The organism is Sphingopyxis selenitireducens, assembly GCF_051550705.1.
In the GTDB taxonomy this organism is placed as follows: Bacteria; Pseudomonadota; Alphaproteobacteria; order Sphingomonadales; family Sphingomonadaceae; genus Sphingopyxis.
This window is the reverse complement of record NZ_JBPULG010000003.1, coordinates 122,271-137,645: the sequence shown is the minus strand read 5'-3', so window position 1 is coordinate 137,645 and position 15,375 is coordinate 122,271. Positions and strand designations below refer to the sequence as shown.

Here is a 15,375-nt window from a genome sequence, read left to right as displayed (position 1 = left end):
GGCCGACACATGACCACCGCACCCGAATTCACTCTCTGCGAACAGATAATCGTCGCCGCATCCGAAGCCTGGCGCGGCAATGGCGAACTCGTCGCGACCGGCATCGGCCCGGCGCCGCGCCTCGCCGCGTCGCTCGCCAAGCTGACGCACACCCCCGAGCTGATGATGACCGACGGCGAGGCGTATCTGGTCGAAGATCCGGTGCCGCTCGGCCCGCGCGGTTATGACGACCGCAAGGCCGCGGGTTATCTCCCCTTCTCGCGCTTCTTCGATGCCGCGGTCTGGTCGGGCAAACGCCACGCAATGGTCACGCCGAGCCAGATCGACCGCTTCGGACAGACGAACATCTCCTACCTCGGCGGCACGTACGACCAGCCGAAAGTGCAGATGCTCGGCGCGCGCGGCTTTCCGGGGAACAGCATCTGCCACATCAATTCGATGTTCGTCCCCGCGCATTCGAAGCGCATCTTCGTCGAGGGCGAGGTCGATATGGTGTCGAGCGTCGGCTTCAACCCGGCGCGCCGCACCCCTGGCGTGAACTTCAGCCGCGTTGACCTGCGCCTCATCGTCACCGACCTTTGCGTGATGGATTTCGGCGGCCAAAATAACGCAGTCCGCGTCGTCATGCTCCACCCCGGCGTGACCTTCGATCAGGTGCAGGAAGCGACGGGCTTCGCGCTGGAGGCCGCGGCCGAGATCAGGGCCACCCCCGCCCCGACCGCCGAGCAGCTCGCGATCATCGCGCGGCTCGACCCGCACGATCTGCGCGCAACCGTGATCAAGGACAATCCCGGGGGTAAAAGGAGCTGAGCGATGAGCGAGCAGAATGACGGGCTGGTCCCGCCGGTCGAAGAAACCCCGGTTTACGAAACCGACACGCCGGTGCTCTACGAGGCGGCGGACGGCATTGCATGGGTGACGCTCAACCGCCCGCAATATCACAATGTCCAGAACAGCCAGATGACCTATGCGCTCGACGACGCCTTCTTTCGCGCGGTCGACGACGATGCGGTCAAGGTCATCGTCCTGAAATCGGGCGCCAAGCATTTCAGCGCCGGTCACGACATCGGCACCCCGGGGCGCGACTTTCATTCGCCGGTCGAGCGCCGACTGATGTGGTACGATCATTCGACGAAGGCGGGCGCCGAAAAGGCCTATGCCCGCGAGCATGAACAATATCTGGGCATGTGCAAAAGGTGGCGGGACATTCCCAAGCCGACCATCGCGCAGGTCCATGGCGGCTGCATCGCCGGCGGGCTGATGCTCGCATGGGTGTGCGACCTGATCATCGCCTCCGACGATGCCTTTTTTCAGGACCCGGTGCTGCAGATGGGTTTTCCGGGCCTCGAATATTTCGCGCATTGCCACGAACTCAATGTCCGGCTGGCGAAGGAATTCCTGTTCCTCGGCGAACGGATGGGCGCCGAGCGCGCGCGCGAAGCCGGGATGGTCAACCGCGTCGTGCCGCGCGCCGAGCTGGCCGATGAGGTGAAGCGCGTTGCCGAACGGATCGCGACGCAGCCGCGCCTCGCACTGCAACTCGCGAAACAGGCGTGCAACCATATGGAGACGCTGGCGGGCAAGAATGCCGGGATCGACGCGGCATTCGGCTATCACCATTTCGCCCACGCCAACAACAGCCTTGTCAAGGGCGACTATATCGCCGGGTTCGACGGCAAGAAGATGGCCGAAGCGAACAAGAAGGACGTGAAGGAAGGTTGATGGCCGATCCGCTCGCCACGATCCTGACCGAACGCCTCGGCTGCCGGCTGCCGGTGATCCAGACCGCGATGGGCTGGATCGCGAAGCCGGGACTCGTGATCGCGTCGAGCGAGGCGGGCGCCTTCAGCTTCCTTGCGGGCGCGGTGATGCAACCAGCCGAACTCGAGGCCGCAATCGTCATGGTCAAGCAGGGCACGAAACAGCCCTTCGGCGTCAATTTCCACATGTTCCAGCCGGGCGCCGGGGAGATCGTCGAAATCATCCTGAAGCACGGCGATCAGGTCCGTGCGGTCAGCTTCGGGCGCGGGCCCGAGGCGAAAATGATCGGGCGCTTCAAGGATGCGGGCATCCTCTGCGTGCCAACCGTCGGCGCGGTCAAGCATGCGCAGAAGATGGTGCAGCTTGGCGTCGACATGGTCACGGTGCAGGGCGGCGAAGGCGGCGGGCATACCGGATCGGTCGCCTCGACCATCCTCCTCCCACAGGTCCTCGACGCGGTGAAGGTGCCGGTGATCGCGGCGGGCGGCTTCGGCGACGGGCGCGGGCTCGCGGCGGCGCTAGCCTATGGCGCGGTCGGCATCGCGATGGGCACGCGCTTCCTCATGACGCGCGAAAGTCCGATCCCCGACGTGACCAAGGCGCGCTACGTCAAGGCGGGCACCGACGACATTCTGGTTTCAACCAAGGTCGACGGCATGCCCCAACGCATGATCAAGAACGCGCTGCTCAACCGGATCGAGCGTTCGACCGGCCTCGGCATCTGGCGCCGCGCGATCGAAAACGGGCTCGCCATGAAACGCCAGACCGGCGCCTCGTTCGCGGAATTGTTCAAGGCTGCCAAGGGCATGACCAGCCACGGCGGGCTCACCCTGCCACAGGCAATGATGGCGGCCTCCGCACCGATGCTGATCCAGAAAGCCGTGGTCGAAGGCGACCCCGACCACGGCCTGATGGCGACCGGCCTCGTCGCCGGACGCCTCGACGATCTGCCAAGCTGCGCCGACCTGCTTGGCAATATCGAGCGCGAAGCCCGCGCGCGCCTCGCCGCGCTTTCCTCTTCTTCGTCAACAGGGGCCTGACCCATGCCGATCCATACCGAAATCAAGGACCGCATCGCCGAGATCGTCTTCGACGTCCCGCCGGTCAACGCGTTCGACAGCACGACCTGGAGCAGCCTGCCCGCAATCATCCGCGATGCCGGGCAAAACCCTGAGGTCAATGTCGTCCTCATCCGCGCCGCCGAAAGCGCGCGCGGTTTCTGCGGCGGGGTCGACATCAAGGAAATGCAGGCGCACCCCGAACGCATCACCCTGCTCAATCGCGGCAATTATCTGACCTTCAAGGCGGTGCGCGACTGCGAGGTCCCCGTCGTCGTCGCGGTGCATAAATTCGTGATCGGCGGCGGCATCGGCATCTGCGGCGCGTCGGACACGATCATCGCCGCCGACGACGCCTATTTCTCGCTGCCCGAGGTCGATCGCGGCGCGATGGGCGGTGCATCGCACCTGTCGCGCATGCTGCCGCTGCACAAGGTGCGCGCGGCCTTCTTCACCGGCGGCAATATCCCGGTCGAGGAAGCCTATCGCCTCGGTGCGGTCGAGAAGATCGTACCGCGCGACGCACTCGTCGAAGAGGCGCGCGCCTTTGCCAGCATCATTGCGGGCAAATCGCGCAAGGCGCTGGTGATCGCGAAGGAAGCGCTCAACGGGCTCGAAGCACGCGACGTCGATCGCGGCTATCGCTGGGAACAGGGCTTCACGCTCGAAATGTATATGCACGAGGACAGCCAGAAATCGCGCGACGCCTTTGTCGACACGGGCAAGGCGGCCGAATTCTGATGGATCTCGCCTATACCTCCGAACAACAGGCCTTCCGCGCCGAAGTCCGCGCGTGGATGGAAGCGAATGTGCCGACGAAACCGCTCGTCACGCTCGAACGCGAGGACGGCTATCACCAGCATGTCGAATGGGAGCGGAGGCTCGCGAGCGGCAACTGGGGCATGGTCACCTGGCCCGAAGCCTATGGCGGGCACGGGCTCGACCTCATCCGGTGGCTGATCTTCGAGGAAGAATATTATCGCGCCGGCGCGCCGCTGCGCGTCAACCAGAACGGCATCTTCCTGCTCGGACCAACGGTCATGGAGTTCGGCACCGACGAACAGAAAGCGCGCTTCCTGACCCCGATGGCGAAGGGCGAGCTGATCTGGGCGCAGGCCTGGTCCGAACCCAATGCCGGGTCCGACATGGCGGCGATCACCTCCAAGGCGATCCGCGACGGCGACCATTATGTCATCAGCGGGCAAAAAACCTGGTCGAGCCGCGCGAGCTTTGCCGACTGGGGTTTCGGCCTGTTCCGCACCGATCCGGAGTCGAAGCGGCACAAGGGGCTGAGCTTCATCCTGTTCGACCTCAACGCCCCCGGCGTCACGCGCCGCCCGATCCGCCAGCTTCACGGCGATCCGGGCTTTGCCGAGCTGTTCTTCGATGAAGTCCGCGTGCCCGTCGCAAACCGCATCGCGGGCGAAGGCGAAGGCTGGAACGTCGCGATGGCGACCGCGGGCTTCGAACGCGGGTTGATGCTGCGCTCGCCCGCGCGCTTTCAGGCGGTGGCCGATCGTCTCGTCAAACTGTTCCGGGCGAATGAGGCCAAGGCCGCCCCCGCCGCGCGCGAGCAGGTTTGCCAAGCGTGGATGGACGCGCAGGCCTATGCGTACAACACCTATGCCGTCGCCTCGAAGATCATAGCGGGCGGGCATATCGGCGCCGAGGCGAGTCTCAACAAGATCTTCTGGTCCGAACTCGACCGCGCCTCGCACCGCACCGCGATGCAGCTGCTCGGCGCGTCGGCCGAGCTGCGGCACCTCGACGGCGGCGCGCTCAACGCATGGCTCGAAGGCTATATCTTCTCGCTTTCGGGCCCGATCTACGCCGGGTCGAACGAGATCCAACGCAACATCATCGCCGAGCGCCTGCTCGGCCTGCCAAGGTAAGCGGCCATGGATTTCACCATCACCGAAGATCAGGCGACGCTGACGCAGGGCGTGCGCGACTATCTGGCAGGCGTCCACACACCTGAAATATTGCGCGCGCTCGACGCGAGCGACAGCCGCCGTTCGGCCGACGTCTGGCGCGGACTCACCGAAATGGGCCTGCCCGGCCTGCTCGTCCCCGAGGCGCAAGGCGGGCTCGACCTGTCCTTGCTCGACGCGGTGCTGATCGCCGCCGAACTCGGCCGTGCCGGGGTCGCCGAACCGCTCGCCGACACCGCGCTTGTTGCGGCGCCATTGCTCGCCAAAGCAGGCAATCAGGATGCGCTGCTCGCTGCGATCGCCAAGGGCGAGGCGAAGGTCGCGCTCCAGCATCCGGTCAATCCGTGGGTTGCCGATCTGGATGATGCGAGCCACATCCTGTCGGTCAAAGGCAAGGCCCTGCGCCTCGCTTCCTGCTCCCCGGCGAAAGCCGGGGTCCAAGAAACCAAGGTCGATGGGCCCCGGCTTTCGCCGGGGAACACGGAATACACTCCGTTCGACAGCGTCGACCCGCTTCGTCGCCTCTTCGCACCGGTTGCAGTTGAGGGCGTCGAGGTCGGCTCGGCCGACGCATTGCTCGACCATGCCGCGCTGATCACCGCCGCGCAGCTCGTCGGCGTCGCCGACGCGATGCTCGAACAAGCGACCGACTATGCCAAAAACCGCAGCCAGTTCGGCCAGCCGATCGGCAGCTTTCAGGCGGTCAAACACCATCTCGCAACCACAGTCGTGAAGATCGAATTCGCCAAGCCGGTGATCCAGCGCGCCGCGATAGCCTTAGAAGAAGGCTCGCCCAGCGCATCGGTCCATGTCAGCCACGCCAAGCTCGCCGCAAGCGACGCCGCATGGGCGATGAGCGAGACCGCGATCCAGACGCACGGCGCGATGGGCTATACCTATGAAGTCGACCTGCATTTCTGGATGAAGCGCGCATGGGCGCTGTCCGGCGCATGGGGCGACCGCGCCTTTCACCTCGCGCGCATCGACGCCGCCGTCATCGGCGGCGCGCTGCCGATCGGCCCCGGCCACAGCCTCGCATAAGGAACAAGAATATGGCTGAAGCCTATATCATCGACGCCGTCCGCACCCCGATCGGACGCAAGAAGGGCAGCCTCGCCGCCGTCCACCCCGCCGACCTCGCCGCGCACCCGATAAAGGCGCTGGTCGAGCGCACCGGCATCGATGCCAATCTGGTCGACGATGTCGTCTGGGGCTGTTGCGACACGATCGGGCCGCAGGCGGGCGACATCGGCCGCACCGCATGGCTCGTTGCGGGGCTTCCCGAACATGTTCCCGGCACGACGATCGACCGCCAGTGCGGATCGTCGCAACAGGCGGTCCATTTCGCCGCGCAGGGGGTGATGAGCGGGACGCAGGATCTGGTCGTCGCGGGCGGCAGTCAAGCGATGAACGCCATCCCGATTTCGGCGGCGATGTACGCGGGGCAGGCTTATGGTTTCGACAGCCCCTTTCTCGGCTCGCCCGGCTGGCTCGCGCGTTATGGCGATGAGGAAATCAACCAGATCAAATCGGCCGAAATGATCGCCGGCAAATGGAATATCAGCCGTGAGGCGATGGAGCTGTTCGCAGCAGAATCGCACCGCCGTGCGCAGACTGCGATCGACAATGGCTGGTTTGCAGGCGAAATCGCGCCGCTCGCCGGTCTGGCGCAGGACGAAACCGTTCGCCCAGCCACAACGCCCGAGGGTCTGGCCACGCTCCGGACCGTCAACGAAGGCGGGGTGATCACCGCAGGTATCGCCAGCCAGAATTGCGACGGCGCCGCGGCGATCCTGATCGCCAGCGAGGCTGCGGTCAAAACGCACGGGTTGAAACCGCGCGCGCGCATCCATCACCTCTCGGTCCGTGCCGACAATCCGGTGTGGATGCTGACCGGCCCGATCCCCGCGACCAAATATGCGCTCGAAAAGGCGGGCATGACGGTGGAGGACATCGACCTGTTCGAATGCAACGAGGCGTTCGCGAGCATCCCGATGGCGTGGATGCAGGAACTCGGCGTCCCACATGAAAAGGTCAATGTGCAGGGCGGCGCGATCGCGCTCGGCCATCCGATCGGCGCGACCGGCGCGCGCCTCATGACGACCTTGCTCGGCGCGCTCGAACGCACCGGCGGCCGCTATGGCCTCCAGACCATGTGCGAAGGCGGCGGTCAGGCCAACGTCACCATCATCGAAAGGCTTTGAGCATCATGGGTATCTGCGACGGAAGAACCGTCATCATCACCGGCGCGGCGCGCGGGCTCGGGCGGTCCTATGCACTCGCCTTCGCCGCCGAGGGTGCGAATGTCGTCGTCAACGACATCGGTACCAGCCTGGCGGGCGAAGGCCGCGACACCTCGGCCGCCGATAGCGTGGTGGCCGAGATCAAAGCGGCGGGCGGTAACGCCATCGCCAATTACGAGGACATCACCGACTGGGACGCCGCGAAGCGCATCGTCGATGCCGCGGTCGCGGCGTTCGGCGACCTGCATGTCGTCGTCAACAACGCCGGCATCGTCCGCGACCGCATGTTCGTGTCGGCAACGCCCGCGGAATGGGATGCGACGATGCACGTCCATCTGCGCGGCCATTTCTGCGTCAGCCGCCACGCGGTCGACTATTGGCGCGGCCAGCGAAAGGCAGGCAAACCCGTCGATGCACGCATCATCAACACGACCAGCGGTGCCGGACTGCAAGGTTCGATCGCGCAGGCGGCCTATTCGACGGCGAAGGGCGGTATCGCCGCGCTGACGCTCGTTCAGGCGGCCGAACTCGGTCGCTACGGTATCACCGCTAACGCGCTCGCCCCCGCGGCCCGCACCCGGATGACCGAAGGCGCCTTTGCCGACAAGATGGCCGCGGTCGAAACCGGCTTCGACGCGCAGGACCCCGACAATATCGCGCCGACCGTCGTATGGCTGGGCTCGGAAGCATCGAAGCATGTCACTGGTTGCGTCTTCGAACTCGAGGGCGGCCGGATCACGATCGAGGATGGCTGGAAGCTCGGCCCGACGGTCGACCAGCAAGCGAAGTGGGCGCCCGCCGACGTCGGCGCGGCGGTCGATGCCCTGCTCGCAGAGCGCGCCGAACCCCGTAAGGTCTGGGGCAGCTAGCATGCATTTCGCCTTCACCGACGAACAGGCGATGATCGCCGAAACGGTGAAGGCCTTCTTTGCCGAAAATGCGACGAGCGAGCGCACCCGCGCCGCGATGGCCGCCACCGGCGTCGATGAGGCGCTGTGGCAGGCGTTCACCGCCGAACTGGGCCTCGGCGGGGTTGCAATCCCCGAGACTGAGGGCGGCGTCGGGCTCGGCATGATCGAGCTCGCCATCCTCGCCGAGGAAGCCGGGCGGCACGTCGCCGCGCTGCCCCTGCTCGCCAGCATCGGCCTCGCTATCCCAGCGATCCTCGCCGGCGGCAGCACCGAACAAAAGGCGCGCCTCCTCCCCCGTCTCGCCGCGGGCGAACTGGTCGCGAGCTTTGCCGAGGCCATGCCGGACACGACGGCGAGCGACGGCGCGCTAACGGGCGCCGCGCTGTACGTCCCGCATGGCGCGCGCGCCGACCTGTTCGTCGTCGCAGCCGGCGACGGCATGTTCCTCGTTGAACGCGACGCGCCCGGCATTGCTATTGCCCCGCTCACCAGCATGGATCAGACGCGCCCCTATGCCCAGCTCGATTTCGGCGCCGTCACTGCGGAAGCACTGACCGACCCCGCCGCGGCGCTGGCGGCAGTGCATGCAACAGGCGCGATTGCCATCGCCGCCGACGCGCTCGGCGGCGCGCAGGCGTGTCTCGACCGGACGGTCGCTTATGCCAAGGAGCGCGTCCAGTTCGGCCGCGCGATCGGCAGCTTCCAGGCGGTCAAGCACCGGCTCGCCGATATGATGGTCGCCGTCGAACAGGCGCGATCGGCGGTCTATTGGGCCGCGTGCGCGATCGACGAGGGATCGGACGAAGCAGCCTTTGGGGTCCACGCCGCCAAGGCGTTCGCCTGCGACACCTACACGCATTGCGCGGGCGAGATGATCCAGCTCCACGGCGGCATCGGCTTCACCTGGGAGCATGACGCGCACCTCTATTTCAAACGCGCGCGCAGCAACGCGAACCTGCTCGGCACCCCCGACTGGCACCGCGAACAAATCGCCGCGCTCGCCGGACTGGATGAGGCAGCATGAAGCTCGGATTTTCGCCCGAGGAAGAAGCCTTCCGCGCCGAAGCCGCGGGATGGCTTTCCGCGGAGCTCAGCGGCGCATTCGCCGATGTCCGCGGGCTCACCAGCCTCACCGAAATGCCCGAACGCCGCCGCGACTGGGAAAAACGCCTCGGCGAAGCGGGTTGGAGCTGCGTCGGCTGGCCACGCGCCTATGGCGGCCGCGACGCGACGCTCGCGCAGCAGGTGATCTTCGCCGAGGAATATGCGCGCGCCGCCGCGCCGCCGCGGCTCAACCATATCGGCATCGAGCTGGCCGGCCCCACCATCCTCGCCTTCGGCACCGACAAGCAGAAGGCCCGCTTCCTTCCGCGGATCGCGCGCGGCGAGGAAATATGGTGTCAGGGCTATTCCGAACCGGGGGCCGGTTCCGACCTTGCCAATGTCCGCACCCGCGCCTGGCGCGAGGGCGACGAATGGGTGGTCGAGGGCCAGAAGGTCTGGACCAGCCTCGCGCAATTTTCCGACTGGATTTTCGTCATCGCGCGCAGCGAGGAAGGCTCGAAGGGCCCGAAAGGCCTCGCCTTCCTGCTCTTCCCCGTCGATCAGCCCGGCGTCACCGTCCGCCCGATCCACCAGATCACCGGCGAGGCTGAATTCAACGAGACCTTTTTCGACGGCGCCCGCACCGACGCCGCGAACATCCTCGGCGAACCCGGCGATGGCTGGAAGGTCGCCATGGGCCTCCTCGGCTTCGAGCGCGGCGTCTCGACCCTCGCGCAGCAGATGGGCTTCCGCAATGAACTCGATGCAGTGATCGCGGCAGCGCGCGCCAATGGCGCAGCGAAGAGCCCGCTGATCCGCCAACGCATCGCAAAGGCCGAGATTGGGCTGAAGCTGATGCGTTATGGCGCGCTCCGGATGCTCACCGATGCGGAGGGGGGCAAGCTCAACCCGTCGGCGCTCACTCACAAGATTCAGTGGGCAACGTGGCGCCGCGACCTCGGCGAACTCGCCATGGACGTCCTTGGCATCGCGGGCGAGACCGTGGCGGGGCATGACTATGCCTTCCCCACGCTGCCCAACCTGTTCCTCTACAGCCGCGCCGACACAATTTACGGCGGCACCAACGAGATTCAGCGCAACATCATCGCCGAGCGCGCGCTCGGCCTTCCGCGCGAGCCGCGCGGCGACCTCAAGTAAAGGAACGAAGCGTGGCACGACCCGCCCCCGACTATCCCACCCCCACCGGCCTGCTCAAGGGCAAGACCGTGCTGATCACCGCTGCCGCGGGCAGCGGCATCGGCGGCGCGGTCGCGCAGCGCGCGGCGGAGGAAGGCGCAACGCTCTTCCTCTCCGACATGCACGAACGCCGCCTCGGCGAAACCGCCGACCGGATCGCCGCCCTCGGCTTCGCGCGTCCCGACACCCTCGTCTGCGATGTCACCGACGAGACGCAGGTGCAGGCACTGGTTTCGGACGCGATCACCGCGATGGGGCATGTCGATGTGCTGATCAACAACGCCGGCCTTGGCGGCGCGGCGTCCGTCGTCGAAATGACCGACGACCAGTGGCACAAGGTGCTCGACGTCACGCTCACCAGCGTCTTCCGCATGACGCGCGCGATGCTGCCGCACATGTACGAACGGCAGAAGGGCGCGATCGTCAACAATGCCTCAGTGCTCGGCTGGCGCGCGCAGAAATTGCAGGCGCATTATGCCGCAGCCAAAGCTGGCGTGATGGCCTTCACCCGCTGCTCGGCGCTCGAAGCCGCCGAGCATGGCGTGCGCATCAACGCCGTCTCGCCCAGCCTGGCAATGCACGCCTCGCTGTCGAAGGTGACGCCGCCGGGCCTGCTCGAGGAACTGACCGAGAAGGAAGCCTTTGGCCGCTATGCCGAACCGTGGGAGATCGCGAACGTCATGCTGTTCCTCGCAAGCGACCTGTCCTCCTACATGGCTGGCGAAGTCGTTTCGGTCTCGAGCCAGCAGGCATGAGCGCGCGCATCTTCGACACCCCCGCCGCACTGCTCGACGCGGTCGGTGAAAGCTTCGGTCCGACCGACTGGATCGCGATCAAACAGGATCGCATTGACCTGTTCGCGCAGGCGACCGACGATCACCAATGGATCCATATCGCCCCCGAGCGCGCGAAGAACGGCCCGTTCGGCGGCACGATCGCGCATGGCTATCTCACGATGAGCCTCGTCAACCGCTTCCTTCCCGAACTGATCGAGGTTTGTGGCGTATCGATGGGAGTCAACATCGGTACCGACAATCTGCGCTTCCTGAACCCCGTGCGTTCGGGCGCCCGCATTCGAGGGATTGGCGAGCTGGTCAAGGCCGAGGAAGCCAAGGGCGGTGTGCAGGCGGTCGTGCGCGTGACGGTGGAGATCGAGGATCAGGAAAAGCCCGCATGCGTCGTCGATACAATCAGCCGCTTCTATCCGGAGACGTAACAAGGGCGGTTTTGGGGTGGGGAGCTGACCTCTTATTTCGTCATCCCGGGTTTGATCCGGGTGTGGATTCACATTTGAAGTGCAACGGGTTGAAGATTTCGGCTGGTGTGAGGAAGCCGAGGCATTTTCTGGGGGTGTTGTTGTAGTTGGCGATGATGCCGTCGATGTTGTTGGGTGACAAGTCGTCGAGGTTTGTTTTTCGGGGGAGGTTGCGGCGCAGCCGCCCGATGGCGTTTTCGACCCCGCCTTTCTGCCACGGCGCGCGGGGGGCGCAGAAGCAGGCGTCGAGTTCGAGCTGACTGGCGATGCGCTGATGGCGGTTAAACTCGGTTCCATGTCGAAGTGATGGAGCGCCTGAGCGTGTTGGGCATGGCATGCACCATCGCGACGAGGGCGTCGACGACAGGATCGGCCTTGAGGCTGCTCTGCCGCAAGGCGATGGTAATCCGCGAGTGGCGCTGATGCGCGATGAGGATCGCCTGCCCCGGTGTCGAGAAGATCATGGCGCCGGCTTCCCAATGGCTTGGCTGCCTGCGGTTGGCGACGCGGTCCGGGCGGTCGTGGATCGACAGGCGTTCGGTGTAGCGGCGGGCATCGGCCTGCGCCTGCGCATAGGCGGGTCGGTAACCCTTCTTGGCCACCGCGTTCCGCTTCAACTCGCGCGCGATCGTCGACGGCCGGCGATCCAGAGTTGCAGCGATTTGCCGGATCGATTGCCCGTCTTCATGAAGACGGGCAATCGAACAGCGTTCCTCCATCGATAACTGGCGGTATCTCGATATGGCAGCACCTGTGTGAGGTGTTGCACTTCGTTTGTGAACTCAGACCCGGATCAAGTCCGGGGTGAAGAAAGCAAGAAGCGCCCACGCAAAAAAGCAATTTCAGTGTGAAGTTAGACGGATTTCCGTCACTATTTACTCCGGCAGGAACGGCTTTACGCATTCGATGTTATAATGAGCAGATACCGCAGCAGGGGCACAGCATGCGTTTAGTCCGACTGGCAATCGCCACATTGCTCATCCCGGCCGCGCTCGCCGGCTGCGATCGTCAGACCAAGGTCGAGGCGCCGCCGCGCGCGACCGATACCGCTCCCTCGCCGACCCAGAAATCGCTGATCGCGGTGCCGATCAACGCCAGCACCGCCTCGCTCAAACAGGCGCTCGAACGTGCGGTGCCGCGCACCCTGTGGACGATCGACAAGCGCGAGCCAGCCTGCGTCAAGCCGCAGCGGGTCAAGGTCTTTGGCAAGAAGGTCAAGGTGACCCCGCCGATCGCCTGCACCATCGTCGGGCAAGTGACGCGCGGGCCACTCCGCCTGCGCGGCGAAGGCAGCGAGATTGTCGTCGATATGCCGATCCATGCGACGATCCGCGCGCGTGATGTCGGCGGGGTGCTGAAGGGCGAAACCGCGACCGGCGCCGCGATGGCGCATGCGCGCATCCGTGTCGAGCTCACCCCCGACTGGCGAACGCAGGGCAAGGCGCGGATCAGCTATGGCTGGACGCAGCCGCCGGGGATCGACTTCCTTGGGCGTCGCATCACCTTCACCGATCAGGCCGACGCCAAGCTCGCCCCCGTCGTGCGCGACATCGAGCGCGAAGTTGGCCGCGAGATTGCCAGGATCAATATCCGCAAACAGGCGGCCGACGTGTGGCGACAGAGCTTCACCGCACTCGAACTCAACCATGAGAACCCGCCGGTGTGGATGCGCGTGACGCCGCAGCGCATCCTCTATGGCGGCTATCGGATCGAGGGGCAGCGGATGAACCTCAACCTCGGGCTGGAGGCGGTTACCGAAACCTTCGTCTCGGGTCGCCCAACCGATCCGGCGCCGACGCCCCTGCCCCGCCTCGTCCGCGAAATGCCGCGCCCGCACCTCGACGTGCGCGTCCCGGTGATCGCCGACTATGCCATCCTCCAGCCTGTCGTCGATCGCGCCCTCACGAAACGATCGGCTCGTCCCTTCGTCCTGCCAAAGCTCGGACCGATGATGGTCACCTTCGGGCCATCGACCATCTATGGAGCGCCCGGCGGCCGCATCGCGGTCGGCGTCGATGTCGATGCCAAGCTGAAGGCACGCACGGGCAAGCCGACCCACGGGCGCATTTGGATGACCGCAATCCCCGTCAACAAGCCGGGATCGGCCGAGGTCCACTTCACCGATCTTTCGATCAACGGCGACACCGATGGGGTCGGCGGCGACCTGCTCATCCTGCTCGGCCGCAGCGAGGGCTTCGCGCCGCTGATCGCCGACGCGCTGACACAGAATTTCACCCGTGATCTGGACGAATTACAGGGCAAGATCAAACGCGCGGTCGATCGGCGCCGCGAAGGTCCATTCGTCATTCGTACCCGTGTCGACAGTTTCGAAACCGGCGAGATCAAGGCCTATGGTAATGGTCTCTATCTGCCGGTGCGGCTGGTCGGCGGCGCCAGCGTCGATTACCGCCCGGCGAAATGACCGCTACACCCGCGTGAAATCCATCGTCCAGTTCACTTCCCATGTCGCGCCGCCGTCAACCGACATCGCCTGCTCCCAGCGCGGCGAAGCGCCGTCGGTACGGCTCCAGACGAAGCGCAATCGGATCGGCCGGCCGTCGAGCGTATCGTCGGCATAAAAGCGACCCACGCCATCCTCGAACCGGCCGATAACCGGCACGTCCAGATTGTGCGGGCTCCGCGCATCGAGCCACCAGATCGCCCAGCTCTTCTGAACGGGGTCAAAGGATCGCAGCGCAATCGCCCGATAGGTTCCGCCGGGGATATGGAGGACATTATCCTCGACATTGCCGTTGCCGCCAAGGATCGGCCGCATGTCGCACGTGCCGTCGAACTCTTCCCACTCGTCGCAGTTCGCCAGACGCGCTTTCAGGCGGCGGTGCCGCACCTGCCAGCTGCCAATCTGGAAATCGAAATCACCGGCCATGACGGGTTCTCCGCTATCGGATTGCTCATCATGTTCTTATTACGTTCTCACTCGAACGCAACCCCTGCCCGGTCAGAACAGGCGCGTAATTCCGTAAAACGCCGCTGCGACGACCGCGCTCGCCGGGATGGTGATGAACCAGGCCGCGACGACGTTGCTCGCAACGCCCCAACGCACCGCGCTGGCGCGGCGGGCGACACCGGCGCCGATGATGCTGCCCGTGATCGTGTGCGTCGTCGACACCGGAATGCCGAGAAGGCTGGCGGTGAACACCATGATCGAACCGCCGGTCGAGGCGGCAAAGCCCTGATGGTGCGACAGCTTGGTGATACGGCCGCCCATCGTTTCGATGATCTTCCACCCGCCCGACAGAGTGCCCAGTGCAATCGCGACATAACAGCTGAAAGCCACCCAGTGCGGGATATGAAATTCGCCGCCCAGATAGCCGGTCGAATAGAGAAGCACGGTGATAATGCCCATCGTCTTCTGCGCATCGTTCAGCCCGTGGCTGATCGAATAGGCGGCCGAGGAGAGGAGATGCAGGCGGCGGAAGGTCTTTTCGGCGAAGCTCGCGGTCACGCGGCGCAGCGCCCAGCTGCTCGCCAGCATCACCAGCATCGCGAGCATCATGCCGAGCAGCGGCGAGAGGAAGATCGCGATGACGGTCTTGTTAAGCCCCGTCCACTCGATCCCCTCGAACCCCGCATGCGCGACGCCTGCGCCGACGATCCCGCCGACCAGCGCATGGCTCGACGACGACGGAATGCCCTTCAGCCAGGTGACGATGTTCCAGAACATCGCGCCGACCAGCGCGCCGAACACGACCGCGGGGGTCACCAGATCCTTGTCGATAATTCCCTTGCCGATCGTTTCGGCAACCTTGTGCAATTCAGGGAAGATCACCGAAAGAAAGTAAGCGGCAAAGTTAAAGAAGGCGGCAAACAGCACTGCCTGTACCGGCCGGAGCAGGCGGGTCGCGACGACGGTCGCGATGCTGTTCGCGGCATCGTGCAGCCCGTTCAGAAAGTCGAACGCCAGCGCCAGAATGACGAGGCCGACGAGAAGGGGAAAAGCGAGTTCGTACATGG

15 protein-coding genes and 1 pseudogene are annotated in these 15,375 nt (G+C 65.3%); 13 read left to right on the top strand and 3 right to left on the bottom strand.

The genetic code is table 11. The features are described from left to right. Nucleotides 1-9 precede the first annotated feature (9 nt). Genes ACSYDV_RS10745 through ACSYDV_RS10690 form a run of 12 tightly spaced genes read left to right on the top strand, consistent with a single transcriptional unit; the run spans nt 10 to nt 11,361 of the window. Nucleotides 10-810, top strand: coding sequence for a CoA-transferase subunit beta (locus ACSYDV_RS10745; RefSeq protein WP_438323805.1), 801 nt, complete (start codon nt 10-12; stop codon nt 808-810). 3 nt (nt 811-813) lie between these two features. After that, on the top strand, nt 814-1,722 hold the full coding sequence (locus ACSYDV_RS10740; RefSeq protein WP_438323804.1) for an enoyl-CoA hydratase: 909 nt from the start codon (nt 814-816) through the stop codon (nt 1,720-1,722). Then, nucleotides 1,722-2,801, top strand: coding sequence for an NAD(P)H-dependent flavin oxidoreductase (locus tag ACSYDV_RS10735; RefSeq protein WP_438323803.1), 1,080 nt, complete (start codon nt 1,722-1,724; stop codon nt 2,799-2,801). The genes ACSYDV_RS10740 and ACSYDV_RS10735 overlap by 1 nt, the downstream gene beginning before the upstream one ends. 3 nt (nt 2,802-2,804) lie before the next feature. Further along, entirely contained in the window at nt 2,805-3,560 is a 756-nt protein-coding gene (locus tag ACSYDV_RS10730) for an enoyl-CoA hydratase family protein (protein ID WP_438323802.1), read from the top strand. After that, on the top strand, nt 3,560-4,711 hold the full coding sequence (locus ACSYDV_RS10725) for an acyl-CoA dehydrogenase family protein (protein WP_438323801.1): 1,152 nt from the start codon (nt 3,560-3,562) through the stop codon (nt 4,709-4,711). Before ACSYDV_RS10730 ends, ACSYDV_RS10725 begins: the two co-directional genes overlap by 1 nt. A gap of 6 nt (nt 4,712-4,717) precedes the next feature. Beyond that, nucleotides 4,718-5,791, top strand: a complete 1,074-nt coding sequence (locus tag ACSYDV_RS10720) for an acyl-CoA dehydrogenase family protein (RefSeq protein WP_438323800.1) — start codon at nt 4,718-4,720, stop codon at nt 5,789-5,791. A gap of 11 nt (nt 5,792-5,802) precedes the next feature. Then, a complete protein-coding gene (locus ACSYDV_RS10715; RefSeq protein WP_438323799.1) occupies nt 5,803-6,954 on the top strand; it encodes an acetyl-CoA C-acetyltransferase in 1,152 nt (383 codons plus the stop codon). A gap of 5 nt (nt 6,955-6,959) precedes the next feature. After that, entirely contained in the window at nt 6,960-7,862 is a 903-nt protein-coding gene (locus ACSYDV_RS10710) for an SDR family oxidoreductase (RefSeq protein WP_438323798.1), read from the top strand. A gap of 1 nt (nt 7,863) precedes the next feature. Next, nucleotides 7,864-8,928, top strand: a complete 1,065-nt coding sequence (locus ACSYDV_RS10705) for an acyl-CoA dehydrogenase family protein (RefSeq protein ID WP_438323797.1) — start codon at nt 7,864-7,866, stop codon at nt 8,926-8,928. After that, on the top strand, nt 8,925-10,106 hold the full coding sequence (locus ACSYDV_RS10700; protein ID WP_438323796.1) for an acyl-CoA dehydrogenase family protein: 1,182 nt from the start codon (nt 8,925-8,927) through the stop codon (nt 10,104-10,106). Before ACSYDV_RS10705 ends, ACSYDV_RS10700 begins: the two co-directional genes overlap by 4 nt. A gap of 11 nt (nt 10,107-10,117) precedes the next feature. Further along, nucleotides 10,118-10,900: an SDR family oxidoreductase gene (locus ACSYDV_RS10695; RefSeq protein WP_438323795.1), complete on the top strand. Its 783-nt coding sequence runs from the start codon at nt 10,118-10,120 to the stop codon at nt 10,898-10,900. Then, nucleotides 10,897-11,361 (top strand): MaoC family dehydratase, encoded by a 465-nt coding sequence (locus ACSYDV_RS10690; protein WP_438323794.1) that lies wholly within the window; start codon nt 10,897-10,899, stop codon nt 11,359-11,361. Before ACSYDV_RS10695 ends, ACSYDV_RS10690 begins: the two co-directional genes overlap by 4 nt. A 40-nt stretch (nt 11,362-11,401) precedes the next feature. Here the strand turns inward: ACSYDV_RS10690 and ACSYDV_RS10685 are convergent. Beyond that, nucleotides 11,402-12,143 (bottom strand): annotated as a pseudogene (locus ACSYDV_RS10685) (IS30 family transposase). Between the two features lie 200 nt (nt 12,144-12,343). On the opposite strand from ACSYDV_RS10685, the gene ACSYDV_RS10680 reads away from it, so the two are divergent. Beyond that, a complete protein-coding gene (locus tag ACSYDV_RS10680; RefSeq protein WP_438323793.1) occupies nt 12,344-13,822 on the top strand; it encodes a DUF4403 family protein in 1,479 nt (492 codons plus the stop codon). Between the two features lie 3 nt (nt 13,823-13,825). Here ACSYDV_RS10680 and ACSYDV_RS10675 read toward each other — a convergent pair whose 3' ends face one another. Further along, entirely contained in the window at nt 13,826-14,287 is a 462-nt protein-coding gene (locus ACSYDV_RS10675) for a DUF1579 domain-containing protein (protein WP_438323792.1), read from the bottom strand. 72 nt (nt 14,288-14,359) lie between these two features. Next, complete coding sequence (locus tag ACSYDV_RS10670; RefSeq protein WP_438323791.1) at nt 14,360-15,373, bottom strand: inorganic phosphate transporter; 1,014 nt, start codon at nt 15,371-15,373, stop codon at nt 14,360-14,362. Nucleotides 15,374-15,375 lie beyond the last annotated feature (2 nt).